This is a genomic window from Billgrantia gudaonensis, from assembly GCF_900100195.1.
GTDB lineage: Bacteria > Pseudomonadota > Gammaproteobacteria > Pseudomonadales > Halomonadaceae > Halomonas > Halomonas gudaonensis.
On the sequence record NZ_FNES01000021.1, the window covers coordinates 25,955 to 46,723 of the forward strand.

A 20,769-nucleotide genomic window follows, 5' to 3' on the forward strand; every position below is an offset into this window, starting at 1 on the left:
CCATGCCCATCCAGAGCCTGAAAGGGGCCCTGCGCGCGCTCCTGCTGGTGGCGATCTTCTTCGCCGGGGTATGGAGCCAGTCGAGCGGGGTGATCGACGACTTCCTCTGGTACCTGCCCGACGTGCAGTTCCTGGCGGTGCAGCACCTGTGGCTGACCGCCATATCCGGCGGGCTGGCCATCGCCGTGGCGATCCCGCTGGGCATCCTGCTCTCGCGCCCGAGCATGGCGCGCTGGGCCGAATCGCTGATGCAGATACTCAACGTCGGCACCACCATCCCCACTCTGGCGGTGCTGGCACTCTCCATGAGCTTCCTGGGCATCGGCACGGTGCCGGCCGTGTTCGGGCTCTTCGTCGCCACCCTGCTGCCCATCACGCGCAACACCTATGCCGGCCTCAAGGGGGTCAACCTGGCGTTGATGGAAGCCGCCGCCGGCATCGGCATGTCGCCGTTGCAGCAGTTGCTCCGGGTCGAGCTGCCCAACGCGCTCTACGTGATCTTCGCCGGCATACGCACGGCACTGACCATCAACGTCGGCACCGTGCCGCTGGCCTTCCTGATCGGCGCCGGCGGCCTCGGCGAGCTGATCTTCACCGGCATCGACCTCTACGACCCGGTGATGATGCTCTCCGGTGCCATCCCCACGGCGCTGCTGGCGATCGTCGTCGACGCGCTGATCGCCACCGTCGCCTTCCTGATGGTTCCCCGCGGGGTGAACCCCAATCGAGCCTGAAGGAAGCGCATCCACTCCAAGGTCCCACCCCGTGACACTGACGACACAAGAGGAGTCGCATCCCATGAAGCATCTGATGACAACCCTGGCCGGCCTGGCGCTCGCCGGCACGTTCGCCACCGCACAGGCCGAGGAGATCGTGGTCGGCGGCAAGAACTTCACCGAACAGCAGCTGCTGGCCAGCATGACCACCCAGTATCTACAGAGCCTCGGCTACGAGGTGGACAGCCGGGCCGGAATGGGCTCCGCCGTGCTGCGCCAGGCCCAGGAAAACGGCCAGATCGACCTCTACTGGGAATACACCGGCACCTCGCTGATCAACTACAACGACGTCACCGAGAGCCTCTCGCCCGAGGAGACCTACCAGCGCGTCAAGGAGCTCGACGGCGAGAAGGGCCTGGTGTGGCTCGAGCCATCCCAGGCCAACAACACCTATGCCCTGGCGATGCGCGAGGAGAGCGTCGAAGAAACCGGCATCGACGACCTTTCGAAGCTGGCCGAAGCGATCGATGATGGTCAAGATCTCACCTTCGCGATGAACGCCGAGTTCTATGCGCGCGAGGACGGCTGGCGACCGCTGCAGCAGGCCTACGACTTCCGTGTGGATCGTGGCAACGTCAAGCGCATGGATTCGGGGCTGGTCTACCAGGCGCTGCGCGACGGCGAGGTGGACGTCGGCCTGGTCTTCGCCACCGATGGCCGGATTCCCGCCTTCGACTTCCACGTGCTCGAAGATGATCAGAACTTCTTCCCGGCCTACTCCCTGACCCCGGTCGTGAGGGAAGAGACTCTGGACGCCAATCCCGAACTGGCCGAGCAGATGAACGCCCTCTCAGCACTGCTCGACGACGAAGTGATGGCCGAGCTCAACGCTCGTGTCGACGTGGAGCGCGAGACCATCGAGGACGTCGCAAAAGACTTTCTCGAAGCGAACGAGCTGCTTTGACCTCCCGCCTGTACCCTGCCGAAGGCCGCCCCCGAGCGGCCTTCGTCGTCTCAAGAGCCGCCCCCGGACTCGACATGACCGCGCCAACTGCTCTCCTGGACTGGATCCTCGACGCTGACCCGCTCTCCCACCCCGACCTGCTCCCCCGGGCCAAGCGTTGCCTGCTCGACCTCGTCGGCGTGGCCGCCGGGGCCACCCGCACCGACCTGGCCGGGCATGCCCGCCGCTTCGTCACCACCCAGCACGGCGGCGACCGGCCGCTGTTGTTCGCCGACGGCCGGGCCTCGCCCACCGGGGTGGCCCTGCACGGCGCCTGGTTGATCGATGCTCTGGACGCCCACGACGGCCAGGTGCTGACCAAGGGCCATGCCGGAGTGGCACTGCTGCCCGGGCTGCTCGCCCTGCCCGAGGTGGACACGCTGTCCGGCCGCGACTTCCTCGGCCTGCTGACGCTGGGTTACGAGATCGCCACCCGTGCCGGCATCGCCCTGCATGCCACAAGCCCGGACTACCACACTTCCGGCGCCTGGAACGCCCTCGGCGTGGCCGCCGTGGCGGGCCGGCTGATGGGCCTCGACGCCGAGCGCCTCCACCATGCGCTGGGCATCGCCGAGTTCTACGGACCGCGCAGCCAGATGATGCGCTGCATCGACCACCCCACCATGCTCAAGGACGGCTCCGGCTGGGGCGCCATGACCGGCATCTCCGCCGCCCTGCTGGCCCGCGACGGCTTCACCGGGGCGCCGGCGCTGACCGTGACCGACCCCGTGGTCGACGAGATCTGGTCCGACCTCGGCAGCCGCTGGTACCTGCACGAGCAGTACTTCAAGGCCTATCCGGTCTGCCGCTGGGCCCAGCCGGCGGTGGAGGCGGTGTTGTCGCTACGCGAGAAGATCGACGCCCCGGAGCAGGTCCGCCGCATCGAGATCCTCACCTTCCACGAAGGCAAGCGGCTGCACGTGGTCCATCCATCGAGCACCGAGCAGGCCCAGTACAGCCTGCCCTGGTCGGTGGCCTGCGCGCTGGCCCACGGCACCCTGAGCGCCGAGGCCGTCATCACTCTCGAGGCGCTGGATCTGCGTGCCCTGGCCTCCCGGGTCGAGATCCGCGAGAGCGCGACCTTCAACGCCCGCTTTCCCGCCGAGCGCTGGGCCTCGGCCCGGCTGCACCTGGCCGACGGCCGGGTGCTGGAGAGCGCGCCCTGCGAAGCCCGCGGCAATCCGCACAATCCGCTGTCGGACGACGAACTCAGGGCCAAGTACCAGGCGCTGGCCGACCCGGTTCTCGGCGAGCGCGCCGATTCCCTACGGGAGGCGATCACCACCCTGGACGACCGTCCGGTCGGCGACTTGCTGGCGCTGATCGGGGCGCCCGAAACGGGCTGATCCAAGGGCGCTCGGGCATCGACGCCCAGCCGCCGTCCCGCTAGCATGTCGCAAAACCGCTGGAGAACGCGCCGATGACGACTTCCTTCCTGTTGATGATGGGCGGCGCCCTGGTCGTGCTGGCGGCTCTACACTGGCTGCTGTTCCGACTGGTCAAGCGCGCGATGGCCCGCTCGGAGCGTGACGCCCGGTCCGACGGATGACTCGTCCGGCCCCTTCCCCTGTCTCACTGAGAGCGTGATATGCACTACCAGAACGCCCTCCATGTCGCCGCCGCCCAGCTCAACGCCGACCTCGGCGAGGTCGACGCCAACCTCGAACGCCACCTCGACCTCCTCCAGGAGGCCCGGGGCCAGGGCGTGGAACTGCTGGTCTTTCCCGAACTCTCGCTGACCGGCTACGACCTGGGCAGCCGCGTGATGCAGGTCGCCATGCCGCTGGAGGACCCGCGCCTGACCCGCCTGGCCAAGGCGTGCGGCGACATGCAGACGGTAGTCGGCTTCGTCGAGGAAGCCAGCCCCGGCGAATACTACAACGCCCTGGCCATCCTCCAGGCCGGCGAGATCGTCGCCGTGCACCGCAAGCTCAACCTGCCCACCTACGGCGGCCTGGAAGAGGGCAAGTGGTTCACGCACGGCAGCGAACTGACCCACACCGAAATTCGCCCGGGCTGGTCGGCCACCCAGTTGATCTGCGCCGACCTGTGGAACCCGGCGCTGGTGCATGCCACCCTGCTTCCCCGCCCCACGGTGCTGTGCGCGCCGATCAACTCGGCCAGCGGCATCGTCAGCGACGACTTTTCCAACGAGCAGAACTGGGCACTCAACGTGCGTTTCTACGCCATGACCTACGGCACCCCGGTAATCATGGCCAACCGCTACGGCCCCGAGAACGGCAGCCACTTTTGGGGTGGTTCGCGGATCCTCGGGCCCCGCGGCGAGATATTGGCCGAGGCCGACGACCGCGAGACGCTGATCGTCGCCGAGCTCTCGCGCACCGCCATCGCCCGCGCGCGCTTCGAGCTACCCACTCATCGCGACGCCGATACGCCGCTGATCCGCGAGCTGATGGCGGGGTATCGTTGATCGGAAGAGCCCCGAAGAGGAGGTGCTAGCGATGTGGAGCCAGCAACGGATCCAACTGCCCGCCATGGAGCGCGGCTTTCACCTGATCACCGACCGGGTCGTCGAGGCTCTGCCCGACCTGGCCCGCTGCCGAGTGGGCATGCTGCACCTGCAACTGCTGCACACCTCGGCATCGCTGACGCTGAACGAAAACGCCGACCCGGACGTGCGCCACGACATGGACGCTTTCCTGCGCCGCCTGGTGCCGGGCGATCTGCCGTACTTCCGGCACACGCTGGAAGGACCCGACGACATGCCCGCTCACGTGATCGCCAGCCTACTGGGCACCCAGCTGACCCTGGCCGTGCACGACGGCCGCCTGGCGCTGGGCACCTGGCAGGGCATCTGGCTGGGCGAGCACCGCAACCACGGCGGCCCACGACGGCTGATCGCCACCCTGAACGGAGAAGAGTGACACGCGGCGAGCCATTCTCACGCGGCGGCTATTCCACGCCCGAGGCCGTGCAGACCCGGTCCCGCCCCTGACGCTTGGCGCGGTACATCGCCTGATCGGCCGCCTTGATCAGCGCATCCAGATCGACCTCGTCACCCGCCACCGCCGCCACCCCGAAACTCGCCGTGCCGTCGAAACGCTGCCCTGCGTAGGCCAGTGGGCGTGAACGCAGTGCCAGCCGCAGGCGCTCGGCCAGCTCCGCGGCCGCATCGAGGGAATTACCGGGTAGCGCCAAAGCGAATTCCTCGCCGCCGAAGCGGCACAGAATGTCATCGCTGCGCAACTCTGCTTGAAAGCGCCCGGCCACCTCGCGCAGGACTTGGTCACCGGCAGCATGGCCAAGGGAATCATTGATCGCTTTGAAGTGATCCACGTCGATCAGCACCACGGCGAAGGGATCCGCGGATCGGCGGCTGGCCAACTGCTCGCGGCAGACGGAGAAGAAAGCGCGCCGGTTGAGCAGTTGGGTCAATTCATCGCGATAAGCCAGTGTCTCGAAACGCCGATGCGAGGCCTTGAGGGCATCCTCCAGCGCCTTGCGCTCGGTGATGTCGGTCGCAATCTCGACCCTCACCAAACGCCCGTCGCTCCAGACGATGGCCTGATCGCGGCACTGGTACCAGCGGCCGTCCTGAGTGTTCTGGAACTCCCAAACCGCGGCAGGCCCAGGCCTCCCTCGCTCATCCAGCAATTGAGGGTTGTTGCAGAATTCACAGGGACCGCTCTGCCCTTCCTGCAGCACCTGCCAGCACTTGCGCCCCGCTGGCTCTCCCCACTGCCGACGCCCATAAGCGTTCAGGAAGAGCAGCTCGTGGGAATGCATGTCACTGGCATACACTGCCGCATCCAGGCTATCGAGAATGCCCAGCAGATCCTGAGCGCTTGGCGAAGCCGAAGCGGTGGCTCCCTCGTGAGCCTGGAACGTAGGTATCTTGCGGGTCATGGAAAGCCTTCGGGGATACCGGCCGTGAGCCATCGTCGACGATCGAGCCACTATGGCAACCCCTCCCGGCGATTGCCATTGGACCTCAGGACAAGCGCCCCTCTCTCGCCAGGCGCCGCCTGACCCAGCGATCGTAGAACCAGCGCAGCAGCGGCTTGAGCCCCGGCAGACCGATGAACCAGGCCAAGGGCTTGAGCCTCGGCACCCGTCGCATCAGCAGAACGTAGGCGTCGATGCCCTCCGCGATGCGCCCATCCTCCTCTTCCACGTGCAGCGAGCGCAGCGCCGCCTGCGGGTCGACGCCCTTTTCGCGCAGCGCTTCTTGATGGGCGTTCAGGTCGCACCAGACCACCTGCCGGCCGGCCTCGCCGGCCCAGCGCTCGTAGCGAGCACGGTCTCGCCGACAGACGGGACACACGCCGTCGTAGTAGACCTTCAGCGCTGTCATGCCGTCACCTCCAGCGTCGCGAACCGTCGATGAGGCGATGCGAGAACACACATGAAACCTCTGCCTGTCTGCGTGATAAAGTGACTGAATGCCTGTCATAGACAGACACCGATTCCCAACTATCCGGCATGCCACCACAATGGTGGGCACACTCAACGAAGGCAATGCCACACGGAGGAGAGCTCGATGAACCAGCGCATTCTGATGGTCCTGACCTCCCACGACCAGTTGGGCGATACCGGCCAGCCCACCGGCTTCTGGCTTGAGGAACTGGCGGCGCCTTACTACGCCTGCCTGGATGCCGGCGCAGACGTCGTGCTGGCTTCGCCCAAGGGCGGCAAGCCGCCGCTGGATCCCAAGAGCGACGCCGAGGAAAGCCAGACCGAAGCGACCCGTCGCTTCAAGCAGGACGCCGACGCCCAGGAGCGACTCGCCAACACGCACCGCCTGGCCGATGTCAGCGCCGACGACTTCGATGCCATCTTCTACCCCGGCGGCCATGGCCCGCTCTGGGACCTCGTGGAGGATGCCGACTCCATCCGGTTGATCGAAGCCTTCTGGGCCCAGCACAAACCGGTGGCCGCGGTCTGTCACGCCCCGATCGCGCTGATCCACGCCCGCGATGCCGAGGGCCGTCCGATCATCGAGGGTCGCGAGGTCACCGGCTTCACCAACGGCGAGGAAGCCGCCGTGGGCCTCACCGACGTGGTGCCCAGGCTGGTGGAAGACGCACTGATCGCCGGCGGTGGCCGCTATTCCAAGGCCGACGACTTCACACCTTACACACGCCGCGATGGCCAACTGATCACCGGCCAGAACCCGCCCTCCTCCGAGCCGGTCGCCAAACTGCTGCTCGAAGCGCTGGGCAAGTAACCGGCAAGCCGGCAGTGCAACGTTCCGAACGCAACGCCCGCCTGCCGAGACAGTGCGGGCGTTGCGAATCCAGATCGAGATCTGCGGTTGGCCGGTTGCTCAGTACTCGCGGCCGAGCAATGCCTCGTTGAAAGGATAGCGCGAGAGCTTCTCGATGCCACTGTCGGTGATCAGCACTTCCTCCTCGAGCTTGACGCCGTCGGCGGCGCCCACCTCGCCGATGTAGCTCTCCACCGAGACGACCATGCCGGGTTCGAGGATGCCGTCCTTGGAGAAACGATCGAAGTCCATGTGGTGCGCCACCAGCGGCGTCTCGCCGTGCATGCCCACCCCGTGGATGATCGAGGGGTAGCGGCGATCCAGAAAGCGCTGGGGAATCTTCCAGGCTTTCTCGGCCACCTCGCGATAGCTCATGCCGGGCTTCAGGATCGCCATGTTGTGGTGCACCTGATCGTAGGCCATGCGGTAGAGCTCGCGCTGATAGGCGGTCGGCTTGCCCGGCCCCACCGGGAAGGTGCGCGAGAAATCGGAGTAGTAGCCGTGACAGCCGATGGTGTCGGTGTCGAGCGCGACCAGCTCGCCGGGACGAATCTTGCGGTCGCTGGCCTCGTGGAACCACGGGTTGGTGCGCGGACCGGAGTTGAGCAGACGCGTCTCGATGAACTCGCCGCCGCCCTTGATCACCTCGCCGTACATGATGGCGAACAGCTCGTTCTCGGTGATGCCGGGCTTGATGGCGGCCTCCACCTCGGCCACCGAGGCTTCGCTCGCTGCCATGGACTGAGCCAGGCAGGCGATCTCTTCGGGGGTCTTGATGCGTCGGCAGTGCAGAGTGTCCTGCATGCAGTCATGGACGTCCAGCCCCTGGGCCTCCAGCGAGCGCGCCAGATTGAGCGCGCAGCGGTCCAGGCCGACCTTCTTGTTGCCCCGGCCGTGCGCCTCGATCAATTCGGCGATCTCGATGCCGAAGGGGTCGGAGGAAAGGTCGTCACGCTGGTTCACCGCCGACCACACCACCTTGGAGGTGCGAGACTCGTCGATGGTCTCCAGCCAGGTGGAGACATGAGCGCTGCCCGGATATTCGAAGAGGATGATCGGGCCTTCCAGCGGCACGTAGATGTAACGCGTGGAGTTGCGCAGAAAATAGCCGAACATGTTGCGCGAGCCGGTGGCATAGCGCTGGTTGTTGGGATCGAACAGTACCAGGGCGGCGTAGCCCTGCTCGGCCATCATGTTCCGCAATCGCGCCAGACGCCCGGCGCGCAACTGCACGGGGTCGAAGGCGGTGGGGATGCTATCGCCGTTGGCCATCGGCGCAGAAGGCACGACCGGAATCCGGTCCGGCTCGCTGTCGGTCAGTTTCTCTGACTCTACGATGCTCATGGATACTCTCGCTGTGTCGTCAGGTTGACGGCCGCCCGCAGCGCGGCCATCGGCAGAGGCGCTTGGGGGAACGCAAGACCAGGGGTCAATCGGCGAGGCTGTCGCTGCGATCCATGCCTTCCTCGAGAAGCCTCTCGTGGATCGGCGCCATGCGGCCGAAGATACGCTGGGCGCGCTCCGGACGGCCAACGAACCCCGGCTCCTTGGCGTAGGCGAAGATCACCGTATGGCGCTCGCGGGGGCCTTCCACCGGCGTCACGCGGTGCAGGGAGTAGCGGCCGAAGAAGATCTGCAGATCCCCCGGGCGCAACGCCAGAGAGGTGAGTTGCGAACGATCGCCATCGATCACCTCTTTCACCGCGTCGAAATTCTCGCCTTCGGGACTGCGAATGCCCGGCACGTATTCGAACAGACCGCCACCTTCGGGCTGGCGCGTCATCAGCGTCACGATGAATTCGTTGGTGTCGTAGTGCCAGGGATGCTGGCAGCCGTCGCGCAGCACGTTGACCACCAGATCGGCCAGTGGGTCAGCGTAAGGGTGGATCGCCTCCATGCCGACGACGGCAGCGATGAAGCGCTGGAAGTCCGGGTTGGCGTAGACCTGGCGGATCAGGGTGTCGTCGTCGATACGGTCACCGGCCACGAATCCGTTGGTGCGATCGTCGAAGCGGTTGACCGGGTGGCTGGCCGGGCGATTCGGGTCGCCAGCGCTGTTGTAGGGATTGGTCTCGGTCTGGTTGTAGTGCGCTTCCGGCGAGAGACGTTCGGTCTCGCGCTCGAGGCGTGCCACCGCCTCATCGGGCACGAACCGCTCGAGGACCACGCAGCCGTCGTCCTCGAGCTGGCGGCGGCACTGGGCCACCAGCGCCTGGCCGGCCTCGACGTCCAGATCGTCGAGAGGGTAGCGGGCCAAGTCGATCAATCCGCTGAGCGCGTGCGTGGATGTCTCGGTTGCCGTCGCGTGCATGAACATGACTCCTGTTCGTCGGGGTTTGACGGTGTCGTCTTGTCCCTGGACAGGATAGTGAGCCGACAACCATAATAAAAATGAATGCTTGAGATACAATAAATTTCAAAGGCTCATCGATAATGGATACCGACTTGCTACGCGCCTTCGTGACCGTGGCCGAATGCGAGGGATTCAGTGCCGCCGGCAAGGTACTGCATCGCACTCAGTCCGCCATCAGCCTGCAGATCAAGCGGCTCGAAGAGCAGATGGGCAATCCCCTGTTCGAGCGCACCAGCCGCAGCGTGCTGCTGACCGCCTCCGGCGAGCGCCTGCTGCCCTATGCCCGACACATGCTCAAGCTCGAATCGGAGGCTCGCGAAGCGCTCGGCGAATCGCGACGTGGCGAGCTGATCCGCTTCGGCACCTCCGAGGAGCAGGCGGCCACATACCTTCCCGACCTGCTACCCCGCCACGCCGAACGCTTCCCGGAGACGCGTCTCGACATCACCTGCGATATCAGCGCTGCGCTGGTGGAGCGTTTCCAGGAAGGCCTGCTCGACGTGGTGCTATCGATTCGCCATGCACCGACGCCATCGGGCCACCTGCTGGGCTGGGAGCCGATGGTGTGGGTAGTGGCCGAGCATTGCGATGTCCTGGCCTGGGAGACGCTGCCGCTGGCCCTCAACCCCGAGGGCTGCATCTTTCGCGCCCATGCATTGTCGGCGCTGGGGCGCGCCGCCAAGCGCTGGGAACTGCACTACGTGAGCCCTTCCCCCACGGGCATCAATCTGGCCGTGCAGGCCGGACTCGCCGCCACGATCAAGACGCCGCGCAGCGTGCCCAAGGGGTGTCGCATCGTGGGAGAGGCCGAGGGGCTACCGCCCCTCGATCAGGTGGAGGTGGAACTGCACCGGCGCAGCGACGCCCCCAGCGAGGCGCTGGAGGCCTTCTGCCGCGAGCTGCAACGCCTGGTGTGCGGCCACGATGGCGTGGCCGCCCCTCAGCCGCAGTCCACGGCATGAACGCATGCTCTCAGTCGCCCAGCGCGGCGAGGCGATCGGCCTGAACGACTTCGATCCAGTAGCCGTCGACGTCCTTGACGAACACCACGTCCTTCATCTTTCCCTGGTCGGAGCGCTTCACGAACTCCACGTCGTTGGCGTCGAACCAGGCCTCGGCGGCCTCGAGGTCGGGCACCGAGAAGCAGATGTGACCGAAGCCCTGAGGCTCGGCGTTGCCGTCATGGTAGATGCGCCCCTCCTCATCCTCGGTGCCCCAGTTGTGGGTCAGCTCCAGCAAGCCACGCTGGGAAAAGGTCCAGACGGTTCGCTCCCCGGCATCTTCGGGAACGCTCTCGCCGGGCTCGGGCCGGCCCAGGAAGTAGAGCGAGAAGCCCATCTCCTCGAAATCGAGCCGGCGCATCACCCGCATGCCGAACACTCGGGTATAGAAGGCCAACGCAGCCTCGGGGTCCTTGATGCGGAGCATGGTATGGTTGAGGCGGAAGCCGTCGGAATCTACGGTGGGCGCCGCGACGCCGGGATGTTGTTCGCCCTGGAAGCTCATCGAAGTCTCCTGGTCGGATGGTGGATGAAGGTCAGACCTCGCCGCGCTGCATCGCCCGGCCGATGCGTTCGGCCTGGCGCAGCGCCAGCGTGACGATGGTCTGCGTGGGGTTCTCGACCGCCGAGGCGGTGAACTGGCTGCCGTCGGAGATGAACGGGTTGGGCACCTCGAGGCTGCGCCCATGGGCATTGCATACCCCATCCTCGGGCCTGCCACATCGATACCTGCAAGGATGAAGGGAACGCGCCGGAGGGTTGCCCGCGGGCAACCCTCGCTCAGCCTCAGTCGCGCTGGTAGGTACCGACCAGGCGGTTCATGCCGATCAGGTTCGGTTCGAGCTGCTTGAGCACCTCGGGCAGCGACAAGCCCTCGGGAAGGTCGGTCGGCTTGTCCAGCGCCAGTACCCAGAAGTAATACTGATGCAGGCCATGGCCTTCGGGCGGCATCGGGCCACCGTAGCCGAGCTTGCCGAAATCGTTCTTGCCACTGGTGCCTTGGTTCGTGTTCTCCTCCAGGGAGGTGGTGGAACCGGGCAGGTTGTAGAGCACCCAGTGCACGAAGCCATAGGTGCCGTGCTGCACCAGCGGGGCATCGGGGTCATGGCAGATCACCGCGAACCCCTTGGCGCCCTCGGGAGCCCCTTGCCAGCTCAGCGCCGGGGAGACGTCGTCGCCCTCACCGGTATGCTTGGTGGGTATGGCGCCCTGAGAAGCGAAGGCACTGCTTTCCAGCTGCATGTTCGAAAGCGCAAAGGCCATGTCGATCGTCCTCCAGATTCGCTGAACGGTAAATGCCGATTCAGCGTCGGAAAAAGGCCAGGAGCTGTCAACATGAACAAGCAACTGCTGATCGTGGCACACGCGCCCTCCGCCAATACGCGCAGGCTGCGCGACGCCGCCGAACGCGGCGCATGCCATCCCGACATCGAAGCCGTCGAGGTGACGGTCAAGGCGCCTCTGGACGCCGGACCCGAGGACGTCCTGGCCTGCGATGCCATCCTGCTCGGCACCACCGAAAACCTCGGCTACATGAGCGGAGCGCTGAAGGACTTCTTCGACCGCAGCTACTACGCCGTGATCGAGGAGAAGCAGGGGCTGCCCTGCGCGCTCTACGTGCGTGCAGGCCGCGACGGCACCGGTACCCGTCGCGCCGTGGAGGGCATCGTCACCGGCCTGCGCTGGCGCTGGGCGCAGGAACCGCTGATTCTGCGCGGCGAGTGGCAGGAGGAGTTCGCGGAACAAGTGGAGGAACTGGGCCTCTACTTGGCTGCCGGACTCGAGGCGGGCGTGCTGTAACGCATCGGCCATGTCGCTACGCGTGACCGCTGTGCGTCTCGCCCACACAAGAACGGGCCTGCCGGGAAGGCAAGCCCGCTGCTGCTGACGTCGCTCGGGCGGCTATCGTTCTGACCGGTGGCCCGGGCAGCTCGATTGACGACCGGTTTCGGCATGGATTACTGGCAGGACCCGCAGCAATTGCCGGAATCCCCGTGCTTGCCCTTTTGCTGCGCATCGACCTTTTTCGGGTCGACGTTGACGGCTGCGTTCGGCTTCGCCGAAACAGCCTCCTGCGTCTGCACCACCGGTTTTTCTGCCTTGTCTTTCTTGAAAAGGTTCTTGAGCCGTCCCATGGGAGTGACCTCGCGGTGAAGATTTAAAGATGCATAAAAAATGAATCTTATTGATCCTCAGCCGCCACGTCAATGAATCGAACGCAGCGGCCCCCGCTATCCGCGAGGACGGGGGGCCGTTGCCACAGCGGGCGCTTACTTCAATCGTTCGAATACGGTCGCTACGCCCTGCCCCATGCCGATGCACATGGTGGCCAGCCCGAGGCTGGTGTCCTGCTGTTGCATCACGTTGAGCAGGGTGGTGCAGATGCGCGCCCCCGAACAACCCAGCGGGTGCCCCAGGGCGATGGCACCGCCGTTGAGGTTGACCTTGTCGTCCATGGCGTCACGCAGCCCCAGATCCTTGAGCACCGGCAGGCTCTGCGCGGCGAAAGCTTCGTTGAGTTCCACGGTCTGGATGTCGTCGATGGTCAAGCCAGCTGCCTTGAGGGCCTTCTTGGAGGCCGGCACCGGGCCATAGCCCATGATCGAGGCATCGCAACCCGCCACGCCGGTAGAGAGCACCCGCGCGATGGGCTGGAGCCCCAGGGCCTGGGCACGCTCGTAGCTCATCACCGCCATGGCCGAGGCCCCCACGGAGAGCGCCGAGGAGGTACCGGCGGTGACGGTCCCGCCGCGCGGATCGAACACCGGCTTGAGCTCGGCCATCCTCTCCAGGCTGGCATCGGCGCGGATCACCTCGTCGCGCTTGACCCGGACACGGAAGCCGCGTTCGTCGTGACCCTCGATGGCAACGGTCTCGTTGTCGAAGTAGCCCTTCTCCATGGCCGCCTGGGCGCGCTGGTGGGAGCGCACGCCGAAGGCGTCCTGCTCCTCGCGGGAGATGCCGTGCATCTTGCCCAGCAGCTCGGCAGTGAGGCCCATCATCATCGCCGCCTTGGCGGCGTGCTTGCTGGCCGCCGGATTGACGTCCACGCCGTGGGTCATGGGCACGTGTTCCATGTGCTCCACGCCGCCGATCACGTAGACATCGCCCATGCCGGCCTTGATGTTGGCGGCGGCGATGTGCAGTGCACTCATCGAGGAGCCGCACAGGCGGTTGACCGTCTGCGCCGGCACGCTGCGCGGGATGCCGGTCAGAATCGCCGCGTTACGGGCGATGTTCATCGCCTGCTCGAGGGTCTGGTTGACGCAGCCCCAGATCACGTCGTCGACCTCGGCCGGATCGAGGCCGGCATTGCGATCGAACAGTGCCTGCATGACGGCAGCGGAAAGGTTCTCCGCCCGCACGTGGCGGAAGGCGCCGTTCTTGGCCTTGGCCATGGCGGTACGCACACCGTCGACCACCACGATGTCTCTCGGATTCAAACTCATGTCTCGCTACTCCTGTTCGTGGCGGGGTATTAGCCGTAGAAACGCTCGCCGGATTCGGCCATCTCGCGCAGCTTGTCGGTGGGGGCGTAGAGAGGCCCCAGTTCTTCGGCCAGGCCGTCGGCCAGCTCGACGAAGGCCGCCACGCCCATGGCGTCGATGTAGCGCAGTGCCCCGCCGCGGAAAGGCGGGAAGCCGATGCCGTAGATCAGCGCCATGTCGGCCTCGGCGGCACTGCCGACGATGCCGTCCTCCAGGCAGCGCACCGTCTCCAGACACAGCGGCACCATCATGCGCGCGACGATATCGTCGTCGTTGAACTCGCGGCTCTCCTGGGCCACGCCCTTGACCAGCTCGACGGCGGTCTCGTCGCTCACCTTCTTCGGCTTGCCCTTCCTGTCCTCCTCGTAGGCGTAGAAGCCCTTGGCATTCTTCTGGCCCAGGCGATCATTCTCGAACATCGCCTGAATGGCGCTCTTGCCCGCATCGCCGCCCAGGCTGCCCATCCGTTCGGGGAAGCCCTCGGCCATCACCTCGCCGGCGTGCACGGCGGTGTCCATGCCCACCACGTCGAGCAGATAGGCCGGGCCCATGGGCCAGCCAAACTTCTCCATCACCTTGTCGACGCGCTGGAAATCGGCACCGTGGGCCATCAATTGACTGAAGCCACCGAAATAGGGGAAGAGCACGCGATTGACCAGAAAGCCCGGGCAGTCGTTGACCACGATGGGTGTCTTGCCCATGGCCCGGGCGTAGGCCACGGTGGCGGCCACGGCAGCGTCACCGGTCTTCTCACCACGGATGACCTCGACCAGCGGCATGCGGTGCACCGGATTGAAGAAGTGCATGCCGCAGAAGTTCTCGGGGCGCTTGAGGTTCTGTGCCAGGCGGGTGATCGAGATGGTCGAGGTGTTGGAGGTGAGAATGGTGTCCTCGCCGACCAGACCTTCCACCTCCGTCAGCACTGCGTCCTTGACCTTGGGATTCTCGACCACCGCCTCGACCACCAGGTCGACATGACCGAAATCGCCGTAGGAGAGGGTCGGGCGAATGTGGGTCAGCTTCTCGGCCATCTGCTCGATGGAGAGCTTGCCGCGTTCCACCTGCTTGGCGAACAGCTTGCGAGACTCCTTGAGTCCCAGCTCGATGGCCTCCTCCTTGATGTCCTTCATCAGGATCGGCGTGCCCTTGGAGGCACTCTGATAGGCGATGCCGCCACCCATGATGCCGGCCCCCAGCACCGCCGTCTGCTTGACCGCCTTGGCCTGCTTCTCGTACTTGCCGGCCTTCTTCTTGACCACCTGGTCGTTGAGGAACAGCCCCACCAGGTTGAAGGCCACGTCGGAGAGCGCCAGCTTGGCGAAGGCCTTGGCTTCGATGGCCTGGGCACGGGCGCGCTGTTCGCCGGCACCCTTCTGGATCACCTTGATCGCCTCGATGGGCGCCGGATAGTGGGGCCCTGCCTTGCCGGCGACGTAGCCCTTGGCGGTCTCGAAGGCCATCATCTGCTCGATGGCGTTGAGCTTCAGCGGCTGCGTCTTTTCGTCGCGGCGAGCCTGGTAGTCCAGCTCACCGGCACCCGCACGGGCAAGGATGTCCTTGGCCGCCGCAGCGAGCTGTTCGCCCGGCACCACGACGTCCACCGCGCCAACCGCAAGGGCGGCATCGGCCTTGTTCTGGCTGCCCCCGGCGATCCATTCGATGGCGTTGTCGGCACCGATCAGCCGCGGCAGGCGCACGCAACCGCCCCAGCCGGGCAGGATGCCCAGCTGAGTCTCGGGCAGACCGATCTGCGCTTGCTCGCTCATCACCCGGAAGTCGGTGGTCAGCGTCACCTCGCAGCCGCCGCCGAGAGCCAGGCCATTGATGGCGGAAACGGTGGGAAAGGGCAGGTCTTCGATGGCGTTGAAAATGCCGTGCACTCGCTCGAGCATCTCGACCAGGAACTCGCTGCCCTTGCCGAACATGCCCTGGAACTCGGTGATGTCAGCCCCCACGATGAAAGCATCCTTGGCGCTACCGATCACCAGGCCCTGCAAGCCGCCCTGCACCCGGATGGCCTGCACGGCCTCATCGAGCTCGGCGACCACCGCACTCGACAGCTTGTTGACCGACTCACCCTGCAGGTCGAAGGTGAGCGTAGCGATGTCGTCATCGTCACGCGCCACCGTGATGGCGTTGCCTTGATAGATCATCCCAGCATCTCCCGATTTCATACGGCCGTTTGATTTCGGCAAGCTTGGTGCACAAGGGGCGACTCGTCAAGTCCCGGTGAACCATCGCAGCCACGCCGACGAATGGCACCGTTGACGAGCCATGACCATGAGCGACGAACAGTGCATTCAAGCCGGCTTCCACAGCTTCTCTTGACACCGGCCAGTTGCATTAGACGCCGCGCCTCCGGACAATTCGCCAAACTCTACGGAAAGCGACTCTCCATGCATCAGAACATCGGCTTCCGCCTTTCCCGCGTACCCAGACTGTGGCGCGCCATCATCGACCAGCGACTGGCGCCGCTGGGCCTGACCCAGACGCGCTGGGTCACGCTCTACCATCTGTGGCGCCTCGGCGACGGCCAGGCCCAGTGCGACCTGGCGCGCGCCATCGGCGTGGAAGCGCCCTCGCTGGTGCGCACGCTGGATCAGCTTTCCGAGCAAGGCCTGATCGAACGCCGCCCCTGCGATCAGGATCGCCGCACCAAGCGGGTCTACCTGACCCGCGAGGCGACGCCCTTGCTGGAGCGAATCGATGAGGTGGTGACCCAGGCCCGACGCGAAATGCTCGACGGGCTCAGCGACGACGACGTGAAGCACCTCGATGCCCTGCTGGCGCACATCGAGGAGAATGGGCTGGCGATTCAGGCCGGCGAAAACGAAAGCTGAATGCCTTGGCAGCCGGCAGCGGGCACGTCACGTGTCGTTCGACGATCCGCCGGCCCCGAAAGTCCGCAGCCGATCCGGCCGGTCGGGCTTCCCCGCCAAGGCCTCGCGCAGGCGACGGAAATCATCGAGATAGGTACGGAAGCGAGCCGCATCCTGGGATTCCCACCACCACAGGGTGATGCCGTGCTCGCTGGACTCCAGCACCAGGGCATCCTGCGGCAAACGCGTCACCAACGCCTCCAGCGGCTCGCGAGCACTTTCGGGCAGGGGCCTCAGGGGTTCGATTCGCCACCGCCAGCCAGCCAGGTATGGTTCGAGCGCCTCGCTTGCCTCGCTGTCGCGCACCAGCACGAAGCGCGGCCCCGGCCGCTCCACCGGAAAGTCCCAGCGATAGCCCGGCATGGCGCTTTTCTCGCCATGCAGCGGCGGCCGCTCGAGTTTCACCGTCACCCCGGCCTCACGCGCCGCGTTGCGCAATGGCACGATGCGCCGCTGGCGCGGGCTGGGCTTTAGCCACATGACCGGCGAGACCATCAGCATCAGCGCCAGCGCGATCACCACCCAGACCATCGCCACCTCCTGAATGAATCTTGACGCAAGTCGTTGTCCTCGCTCATCGGTCGTCCTAGAGTGTCTAACATGATTACGGTCCCTACCCTCACTGCAGGAGCTTGCCATGAGCAATGAATATCGCCACGTCCTGGTCGCCGTCGACCTGACCAAGGATTCCCACAAGGTGCTGGAACGTGCGCTGCAGATCGCCGAGCGCAACGAGGCCAAGCTCTCCATCATGCATACGCTGGAGCCGCTGGGCTTCGCTTACGGCGGCGACATTCCCATGGACCTGACCAGCATCCAGGACCAGCTCGACGAGCACGCCAAGCATCGCCTGGCCGAGATCGCCGACGATCACGTGCCCAAGGAGAATCAGCACGTCGTCGTGGGCATGCCGGATACCGAGATCCACCGCTTCGCCGCCGAGCACGACGTCGATCTCATCGTGGTGGGCTCACATGGCCGACACGGCTTCGCCCTGCTGCTCGGCTCCACCTCCACCGGCGTGCTCCACGGCGCCCAGTGCGACGTTCTCGCGGTACGCGTGGGCAAGAAAGGCGAGGAAAGCGATGAGTAACCTCATTCCTGGCACCGGCCAACGCTTCTTCTCTTGAAGAAGCGCGGTAGCGAATCATCGCTCACTCCCCGGCGGCGAGCGCCTCGAGCTCCATCCACCGTTCCATGGCGGCGTCCAGCGCCGCCTGGGTTGCGTTGAGTTCTTCCAGCGTCTGGGTCACCGTGTCGCTGTCCTGCTGGTAGAAGTCCGGATCGCCCACGGTGGCTTCATACGCCGCCACGGCATTTTCCAGCCGTTCGATCTCCGCCGGCAGGCCGTCGAGTTCCCGCTGCAGCTTGTAGGAGAGCTTGACGGGCTTTTTCGTCACCTTTTTCGCTGCTGAGGAAGGCTCGCCATGGTTGCCGGCCTGCGCCTCCTCGGCGCTTCTCGCCGGTTCCGCCCGCTGCCGCGCCGCACCTTCCCAGGGTGCTGGGGGAAGCTTGCCACCCTGGCGCACCCAGTCGGTGTAGCCGCCCACGTACTCGCGCACCACACCGTCTCCTTCGAACGCGAGCACCCCGGTCACCACATTGTCCATGAAGGTACGGTCGTGGGAGACCAGCAGCAGCGTGCCGTCGAAGTCGAGCAGCAACTCTTCGAGCAGTTCCAGGGTCTCGACGTCCAGGTCGTTGGTGGGCTCGTCGAGCACCAGGACATTGGCCGGCTGGGTGAAGAGCTTGGCCAACAGCAGGCGATTGGACTCACCGCCGGAGAGCGCCTTGACCGGCTGACGAGCGCGCGCCGGAGTGAACAGGAAGTCCTGCAGGTAACTGATCACGTGCCGGTCGCGCCCCCCGACGGTGACCCGGTCGCTGCCCTGGGCGACGTTGTCGTAGACCGTCTTCTCCGGCTCCAGTCCAGCGCGCAGTTGATCGAAGTAGGCCACCTGCAGATTGGTGCCCAAGTGCACCCGTCCCTCGCTAGGCTCGATCTCACCGAGCAGGATCTTGAGCAGGGTAGTCTTGCCGGCGCCGTTGCGGCCGATCAGGCCAATGCGATCGCCGCGCTGGATCTCCAGCGACAGATCGCGGATCACCGTTTCGTCGCCGAAGCGCTGGGTGACGTGCAAGAGCTCCACCACGCGCTTGCCGGTGCGCTCGCCGCTGTCGACGCCGAAGCTCGCCCGGCCCTGACGCTCTCGGCGCTGACTGCGCTCGCGGCGCATCTGCTCGAGCGCTCTCACCCGCCCCTCGTTGCGAGTGCGCCGCGCCTTGATGCCCTGACGAATCCAGGCTTCCTCCTGGGCCAGCTTCTTGTCGAACTCGGCGTTCTCGCGCGCCTCCACCTCCAGCTCGTGGGCCTTCTGCTCCTGGTACTTCGCATAGTCGCCGGGATAACGACCCAGGCGGCCACGGTCGAGTTCGAGGATGGACGTGGCGAGCTTCGACAGGAAGGTCCGGTCATGGGTGATGAAGAGCACGGCGCCGTTGAACGCGAGCAGCTGCTCCTCCAACCAGGCGATGGTATCCAGGTCCAGATGGTTGGTCGGCTCGTCCAGCATCAGCAGGTCGGGCTCGGCCACCAGCGCCCGGGCCAGCGCCACGCGGCGTCGCCAGCCGCCGGACAGTGCGGCCATCTCGGCGTCGGCGGGCAGGCCCAGGCGGGTCAGCACGACGTCGATGCGCTGGTGGAACGACCAGCCGTCGATGGATTCCAGTCGCGTCTGCAGTTCGGCCATGCGACGCATGTCGGGCTCGGCCTCGCCGACCAGGTGGTGGTACTCGGAGAGCAGTTCCCCGGCCTCCGGCAGGCCGCCGGCCACTACATCGAAGATGGTCTGCCCATCGGCCTCGGGCAGATCCTGGGCCAGCACGCCGATCTTCAGGCCCGGTGCGCGCCAGATACTGCCGCCATCGGGCTCGATCTCGCCGGACACCAGGCGCAACAGAGTCGACTTGCCGCTGCCGTTTCGACCCACCAGCGCCAGGCGCTCGCCCTTTTCGAGCACCAGATCGGCGCCATCGAGCAGCACATGGGTGCCATAGGCGAGTTGCAGCTGTTCCAGACGTAGCAGTGTCACTCGGGTACCTCTCTCGATCGTGAAGGCGCACAGTGTAACGCAAGCACGCGCCAGCGTGGCCGAAGAGCGGTGTCGCTGGCTACAATGCGCGACAGATGCGAACAGGAGTTTCCACTTTGGCCGACACCGAGCCCTTCGACGACGTCCTACCCAAGGCGCTGCAGCGACGCTCGCCCGCCCCGCTGGTGGACATCGGCGCCAACCTGACCCACGCCAGTTTCGCCCACGATTTGGAGTCGGTGCTGAATCGCGCCCGTGCGGCGAACGTGACCGCCCTGATCGTCACCGGCACTGATCGCGAGCACGCCGAACAGGCCATCGAGCTGGCGCGTCGCCACCCCGAGCTGCATGCTACCGCCGGGGTCCACCCCCACGACGCCAGCGGCTGGAATGCCGACCTGGAAGCGGCGATGCGCGAACTGCATCGTCAGCCGGAGGTGGTTGCCGTAGGCGAGTGCGGGCTCGACTTCAATCGCAACTTTTCCACCCCCGCCGAGCAGGAGCGCGCCTTCGAAGCCCAGCTGGGGCTCGCCGTCGAGTGCGGCAAACCCCTGTTCGTGCACGAGCGCGATGCCGGTCGCCGTCTGCACGAGATGCTCCGCGCCTGGCGCGACGACATCAGCGATGCCGTCGTCCACTGTTTCACCGCCGACCGGGCCACGCTGCACGGCTACCTGGATCTCGATCTGCACATCGGTCTGACCGGCTGGATCTGCGACGAACGGCGCGGCCATCATCTGCGCGACCTGGTGAGCGACATCCCGCTGAACCGACTGATGGTCGAAACCGACTGCCCCTACCTGCTGCCGCGCCATTTACCTGCCAAACTCAAGGGAAGACGCCACGAGCCGGCACTGCTACCGTGGATCGTGCAGGAGATCGCCCACTGGTACGGGATCGAAGAGACCGAACTGGCCCAGGCGACCACTGCCACGGCACGGGCTTTCTTTCGATTGACCGGCAACGTCGTGCCCGACAGGATCCGCCACCCCGCCCAGGAGGAAGAGTGA

At 65.8% G+C, this 20,769-nt stretch carries 24 protein-coding genes; 12 read left to right on the forward strand and 12 right to left on the reverse strand.

The window, feature by feature from the left end:
- Window positions 1-2 precede the first annotated feature (2 nt).
- The 6 genes from BLP96_RS18055 to BLP96_RS18075 all read left to right on the forward strand — a co-directional run bounded on the left by BLP96_RS18055 (window position 3) and on the right by BLP96_RS18075 (window position 4,604).
- Entirely contained in the window at window positions 3-734 is a 732-nt protein-coding gene (locus tag BLP96_RS18055) for an ABC transporter permease (protein ID WP_089688937.1), read from the forward strand.
- A 64-nt stretch (window positions 735-798) separates the two neighbouring features.
- Entirely contained in the window at window positions 799-1,680 is an 882-nt protein-coding gene (locus tag BLP96_RS18060; protein WP_089688938.1) for a glycine betaine ABC transporter substrate-binding protein, read from the forward strand.
- A 74-nt stretch (window positions 1,681-1,754) separates the two neighbouring features.
- Window positions 1,755-3,065, forward strand: a complete 1,311-nt coding sequence (locus tag BLP96_RS18065; protein ID WP_089688939.1) for an MmgE/PrpD family protein — start codon at window positions 1,755-1,757, stop codon at window positions 3,063-3,065.
- Window positions 3,066-3,139: 74 nt separating this feature from the next.
- Entirely contained in the window at window positions 3,140-3,268 is a 129-nt protein-coding gene (locus BLP96_RS20510) for a hypothetical protein (protein WP_281182924.1), read from the forward strand.
- A gap of 39 nt (window positions 3,269-3,307) precedes the next feature.
- Complete coding sequence (locus BLP96_RS18070) at window positions 3,308-4,150, forward strand: nitrilase-related carbon-nitrogen hydrolase (protein ID WP_089688940.1); 843 nt, start codon at window positions 3,308-3,310, stop codon at window positions 4,148-4,150.
- 31 nt (window positions 4,151-4,181) lie between these two features.
- Window positions 4,182-4,604 (forward strand): secondary thiamine-phosphate synthase enzyme YjbQ, encoded by a 423-nt coding sequence (locus tag BLP96_RS18075; protein WP_089688941.1) that lies wholly within the window; start codon window positions 4,182-4,184, stop codon window positions 4,602-4,604.
- 28 nt (window positions 4,605-4,632) lie between these two features.
- On the opposite strand, the gene BLP96_RS18080 is transcribed toward BLP96_RS18075, so the two are convergent.
- A complete protein-coding gene (locus BLP96_RS18080) occupies window positions 4,633-5,586 on the reverse strand; it encodes a GGDEF domain-containing protein (protein WP_089688942.1) in 954 nt (317 codons plus the stop codon).
- Between the two features lie 85 nt (window positions 5,587-5,671).
- Window positions 5,672-6,034: a thiol-disulfide oxidoreductase DCC family protein gene (locus BLP96_RS18085; protein WP_089688943.1), complete on the reverse strand. Its 363-nt coding sequence runs from the start codon at window positions 6,032-6,034 to the stop codon at window positions 5,672-5,674.
- Window positions 6,035-6,220: 186 nt separating this feature from the next.
- Between BLP96_RS18085 and BLP96_RS18090 the strand changes: the two genes are divergently transcribed.
- A complete protein-coding gene (locus BLP96_RS18090; protein ID WP_089688944.1) occupies window positions 6,221-6,907 on the forward strand; it encodes a type 1 glutamine amidotransferase domain-containing protein in 687 nt (228 codons plus the stop codon).
- Between the two features lie 99 nt (window positions 6,908-7,006).
- On the opposite strand, the gene BLP96_RS18095 is transcribed toward BLP96_RS18090, so the two are convergent.
- Entirely contained in the window at window positions 7,007-8,290 is a 1,284-nt protein-coding gene (locus BLP96_RS18095; protein ID WP_089688945.1) for a M24 family metallopeptidase, read from the reverse strand.
- A gap of 85 nt (window positions 8,291-8,375) precedes the next feature.
- Window positions 8,376-9,257 carry a HalD/BesD family halogenase gene (locus tag BLP96_RS18100; protein WP_089688946.1) on the reverse strand — a complete coding sequence of 294 codons (882 nt, stop codon included), beginning with the start codon at window positions 9,255-9,257 and terminating at the stop codon, window positions 8,376-8,378.
- Window positions 9,258-9,379: 122 nt separating this feature from the next.
- Between BLP96_RS18100 and BLP96_RS18105 the strand changes: the two genes are divergently transcribed.
- Complete coding sequence (locus BLP96_RS18105) at window positions 9,380-10,261, forward strand: LysR family transcriptional regulator (RefSeq protein ID WP_089688947.1); 882 nt, start codon at window positions 9,380-9,382, stop codon at window positions 10,259-10,261.
- 10 nt (window positions 10,262-10,271) lie between these two features.
- On the opposite strand, the gene gloA is transcribed toward BLP96_RS18105, so the two are convergent.
- Genes gloA through BLP96_RS18120 form a run of 3 tightly spaced genes read right to left on the reverse strand, consistent with a single transcriptional unit; the run spans window position 10,272 to window position 11,563 of the window.
- Window positions 10,272-10,805: a lactoylglutathione lyase gene (gene gloA / locus BLP96_RS18110; RefSeq protein WP_089688948.1), complete on the reverse strand. Its 534-nt coding sequence runs from the start codon at window positions 10,803-10,805 to the stop codon at window positions 10,272-10,274.
- A 31-nt stretch (window positions 10,806-10,836) separates the two neighbouring features.
- On the reverse strand, window positions 10,837-11,073 hold the full coding sequence (locus BLP96_RS20515; protein ID WP_089688949.1) for a GMC oxidoreductase: 237 nt from the start codon (window positions 11,071-11,073) through the stop codon (window positions 10,837-10,839).
- Between the two features lie 13 nt (window positions 11,074-11,086).
- On the reverse strand, window positions 11,087-11,563 hold the full coding sequence (locus BLP96_RS18120) for a YbhB/YbcL family Raf kinase inhibitor-like protein (protein ID WP_089688950.1): 477 nt from the start codon (window positions 11,561-11,563) through the stop codon (window positions 11,087-11,089).
- 72 nt (window positions 11,564-11,635) lie between these two features.
- Between BLP96_RS18120 and BLP96_RS18125 the strand changes: the two genes are divergently transcribed.
- Window positions 11,636-12,100, forward strand: coding sequence for a flavodoxin family protein (locus BLP96_RS18125; RefSeq protein ID WP_089688951.1), 465 nt, complete (start codon window positions 11,636-11,638; stop codon window positions 12,098-12,100).
- A gap of 158 nt (window positions 12,101-12,258) precedes the next feature.
- On the opposite strand, the gene BLP96_RS18130 is transcribed toward BLP96_RS18125, so the two are convergent.
- From BLP96_RS18130 to fadB, 3 genes are all read right to left on the reverse strand, one after another.
- The gene (locus BLP96_RS18130; RefSeq protein WP_089688952.1) at window positions 12,259-12,435 is read right to left on the reverse strand and encodes a CCGSCS motif protein; all 177 of its coding nucleotides are present in this window, start codon (window positions 12,433-12,435) and stop codon (window positions 12,259-12,261) included.
- A gap of 135 nt (window positions 12,436-12,570) precedes the next feature.
- Window positions 12,571-13,749, reverse strand: a complete 1,179-nt coding sequence (gene fadA / locus BLP96_RS18135) for an acetyl-CoA C-acyltransferase FadA (RefSeq protein WP_089688953.1) — start codon at window positions 13,747-13,749, stop codon at window positions 12,571-12,573.
- 29 nt (window positions 13,750-13,778) lie between these two features.
- Window positions 13,779-15,941 carry a fatty acid oxidation complex subunit alpha FadB gene (gene fadB, locus BLP96_RS18140; RefSeq protein WP_089688954.1) on the reverse strand — a complete coding sequence of 721 codons (2,163 nt, stop codon included), beginning with the start codon at window positions 15,939-15,941 and terminating at the stop codon, window positions 13,779-13,781.
- A gap of 243 nt (window positions 15,942-16,184) precedes the next feature.
- Here fadB and slyA point away from each other — a divergent pair, with 243 nt between their 5' ends.
- Window positions 16,185-16,628, forward strand: a complete 444-nt coding sequence (slyA, locus tag BLP96_RS18145) for a transcriptional regulator SlyA (protein WP_089688955.1) — start codon at window positions 16,185-16,187, stop codon at window positions 16,626-16,628.
- A 27-nt stretch (window positions 16,629-16,655) separates the two neighbouring features.
- Here the strand turns inward: slyA and BLP96_RS18150 are convergent, their stop codons facing one another.
- Window positions 16,656-17,198, reverse strand: coding sequence for a preprotein translocase subunit YajC (locus BLP96_RS18150; RefSeq protein ID WP_089688956.1), 543 nt, complete (start codon window positions 17,196-17,198; stop codon window positions 16,656-16,658).
- A 106-nt stretch (window positions 17,199-17,304) separates the two neighbouring features.
- Between BLP96_RS18150 and BLP96_RS18155 the strand changes: the two genes are divergently transcribed.
- Window positions 17,305-17,760, forward strand: coding sequence for a universal stress protein (locus tag BLP96_RS18155; RefSeq protein WP_089688957.1), 456 nt, complete (start codon window positions 17,305-17,307; stop codon window positions 17,758-17,760).
- Window positions 17,761-17,821: 61 nt separating this feature from the next.
- Here BLP96_RS18155 and BLP96_RS18160 read toward each other — a convergent pair whose 3' ends face one another.
- Window positions 17,822-19,759, reverse strand: coding sequence for an ATP-binding cassette domain-containing protein (locus tag BLP96_RS18160; protein ID WP_089688958.1), 1,938 nt, complete (start codon window positions 19,757-19,759; stop codon window positions 17,822-17,824).
- A 116-nt stretch (window positions 19,760-19,875) separates the two neighbouring features.
- On the opposite strand from BLP96_RS18160, the gene BLP96_RS18165 reads away from it, so the two are divergent.
- Window positions 19,876-20,769, forward strand: a complete 894-nt coding sequence (locus tag BLP96_RS18165; protein WP_245682310.1) for a TatD family hydrolase — start codon at window positions 19,876-19,878, stop codon at window positions 20,767-20,769.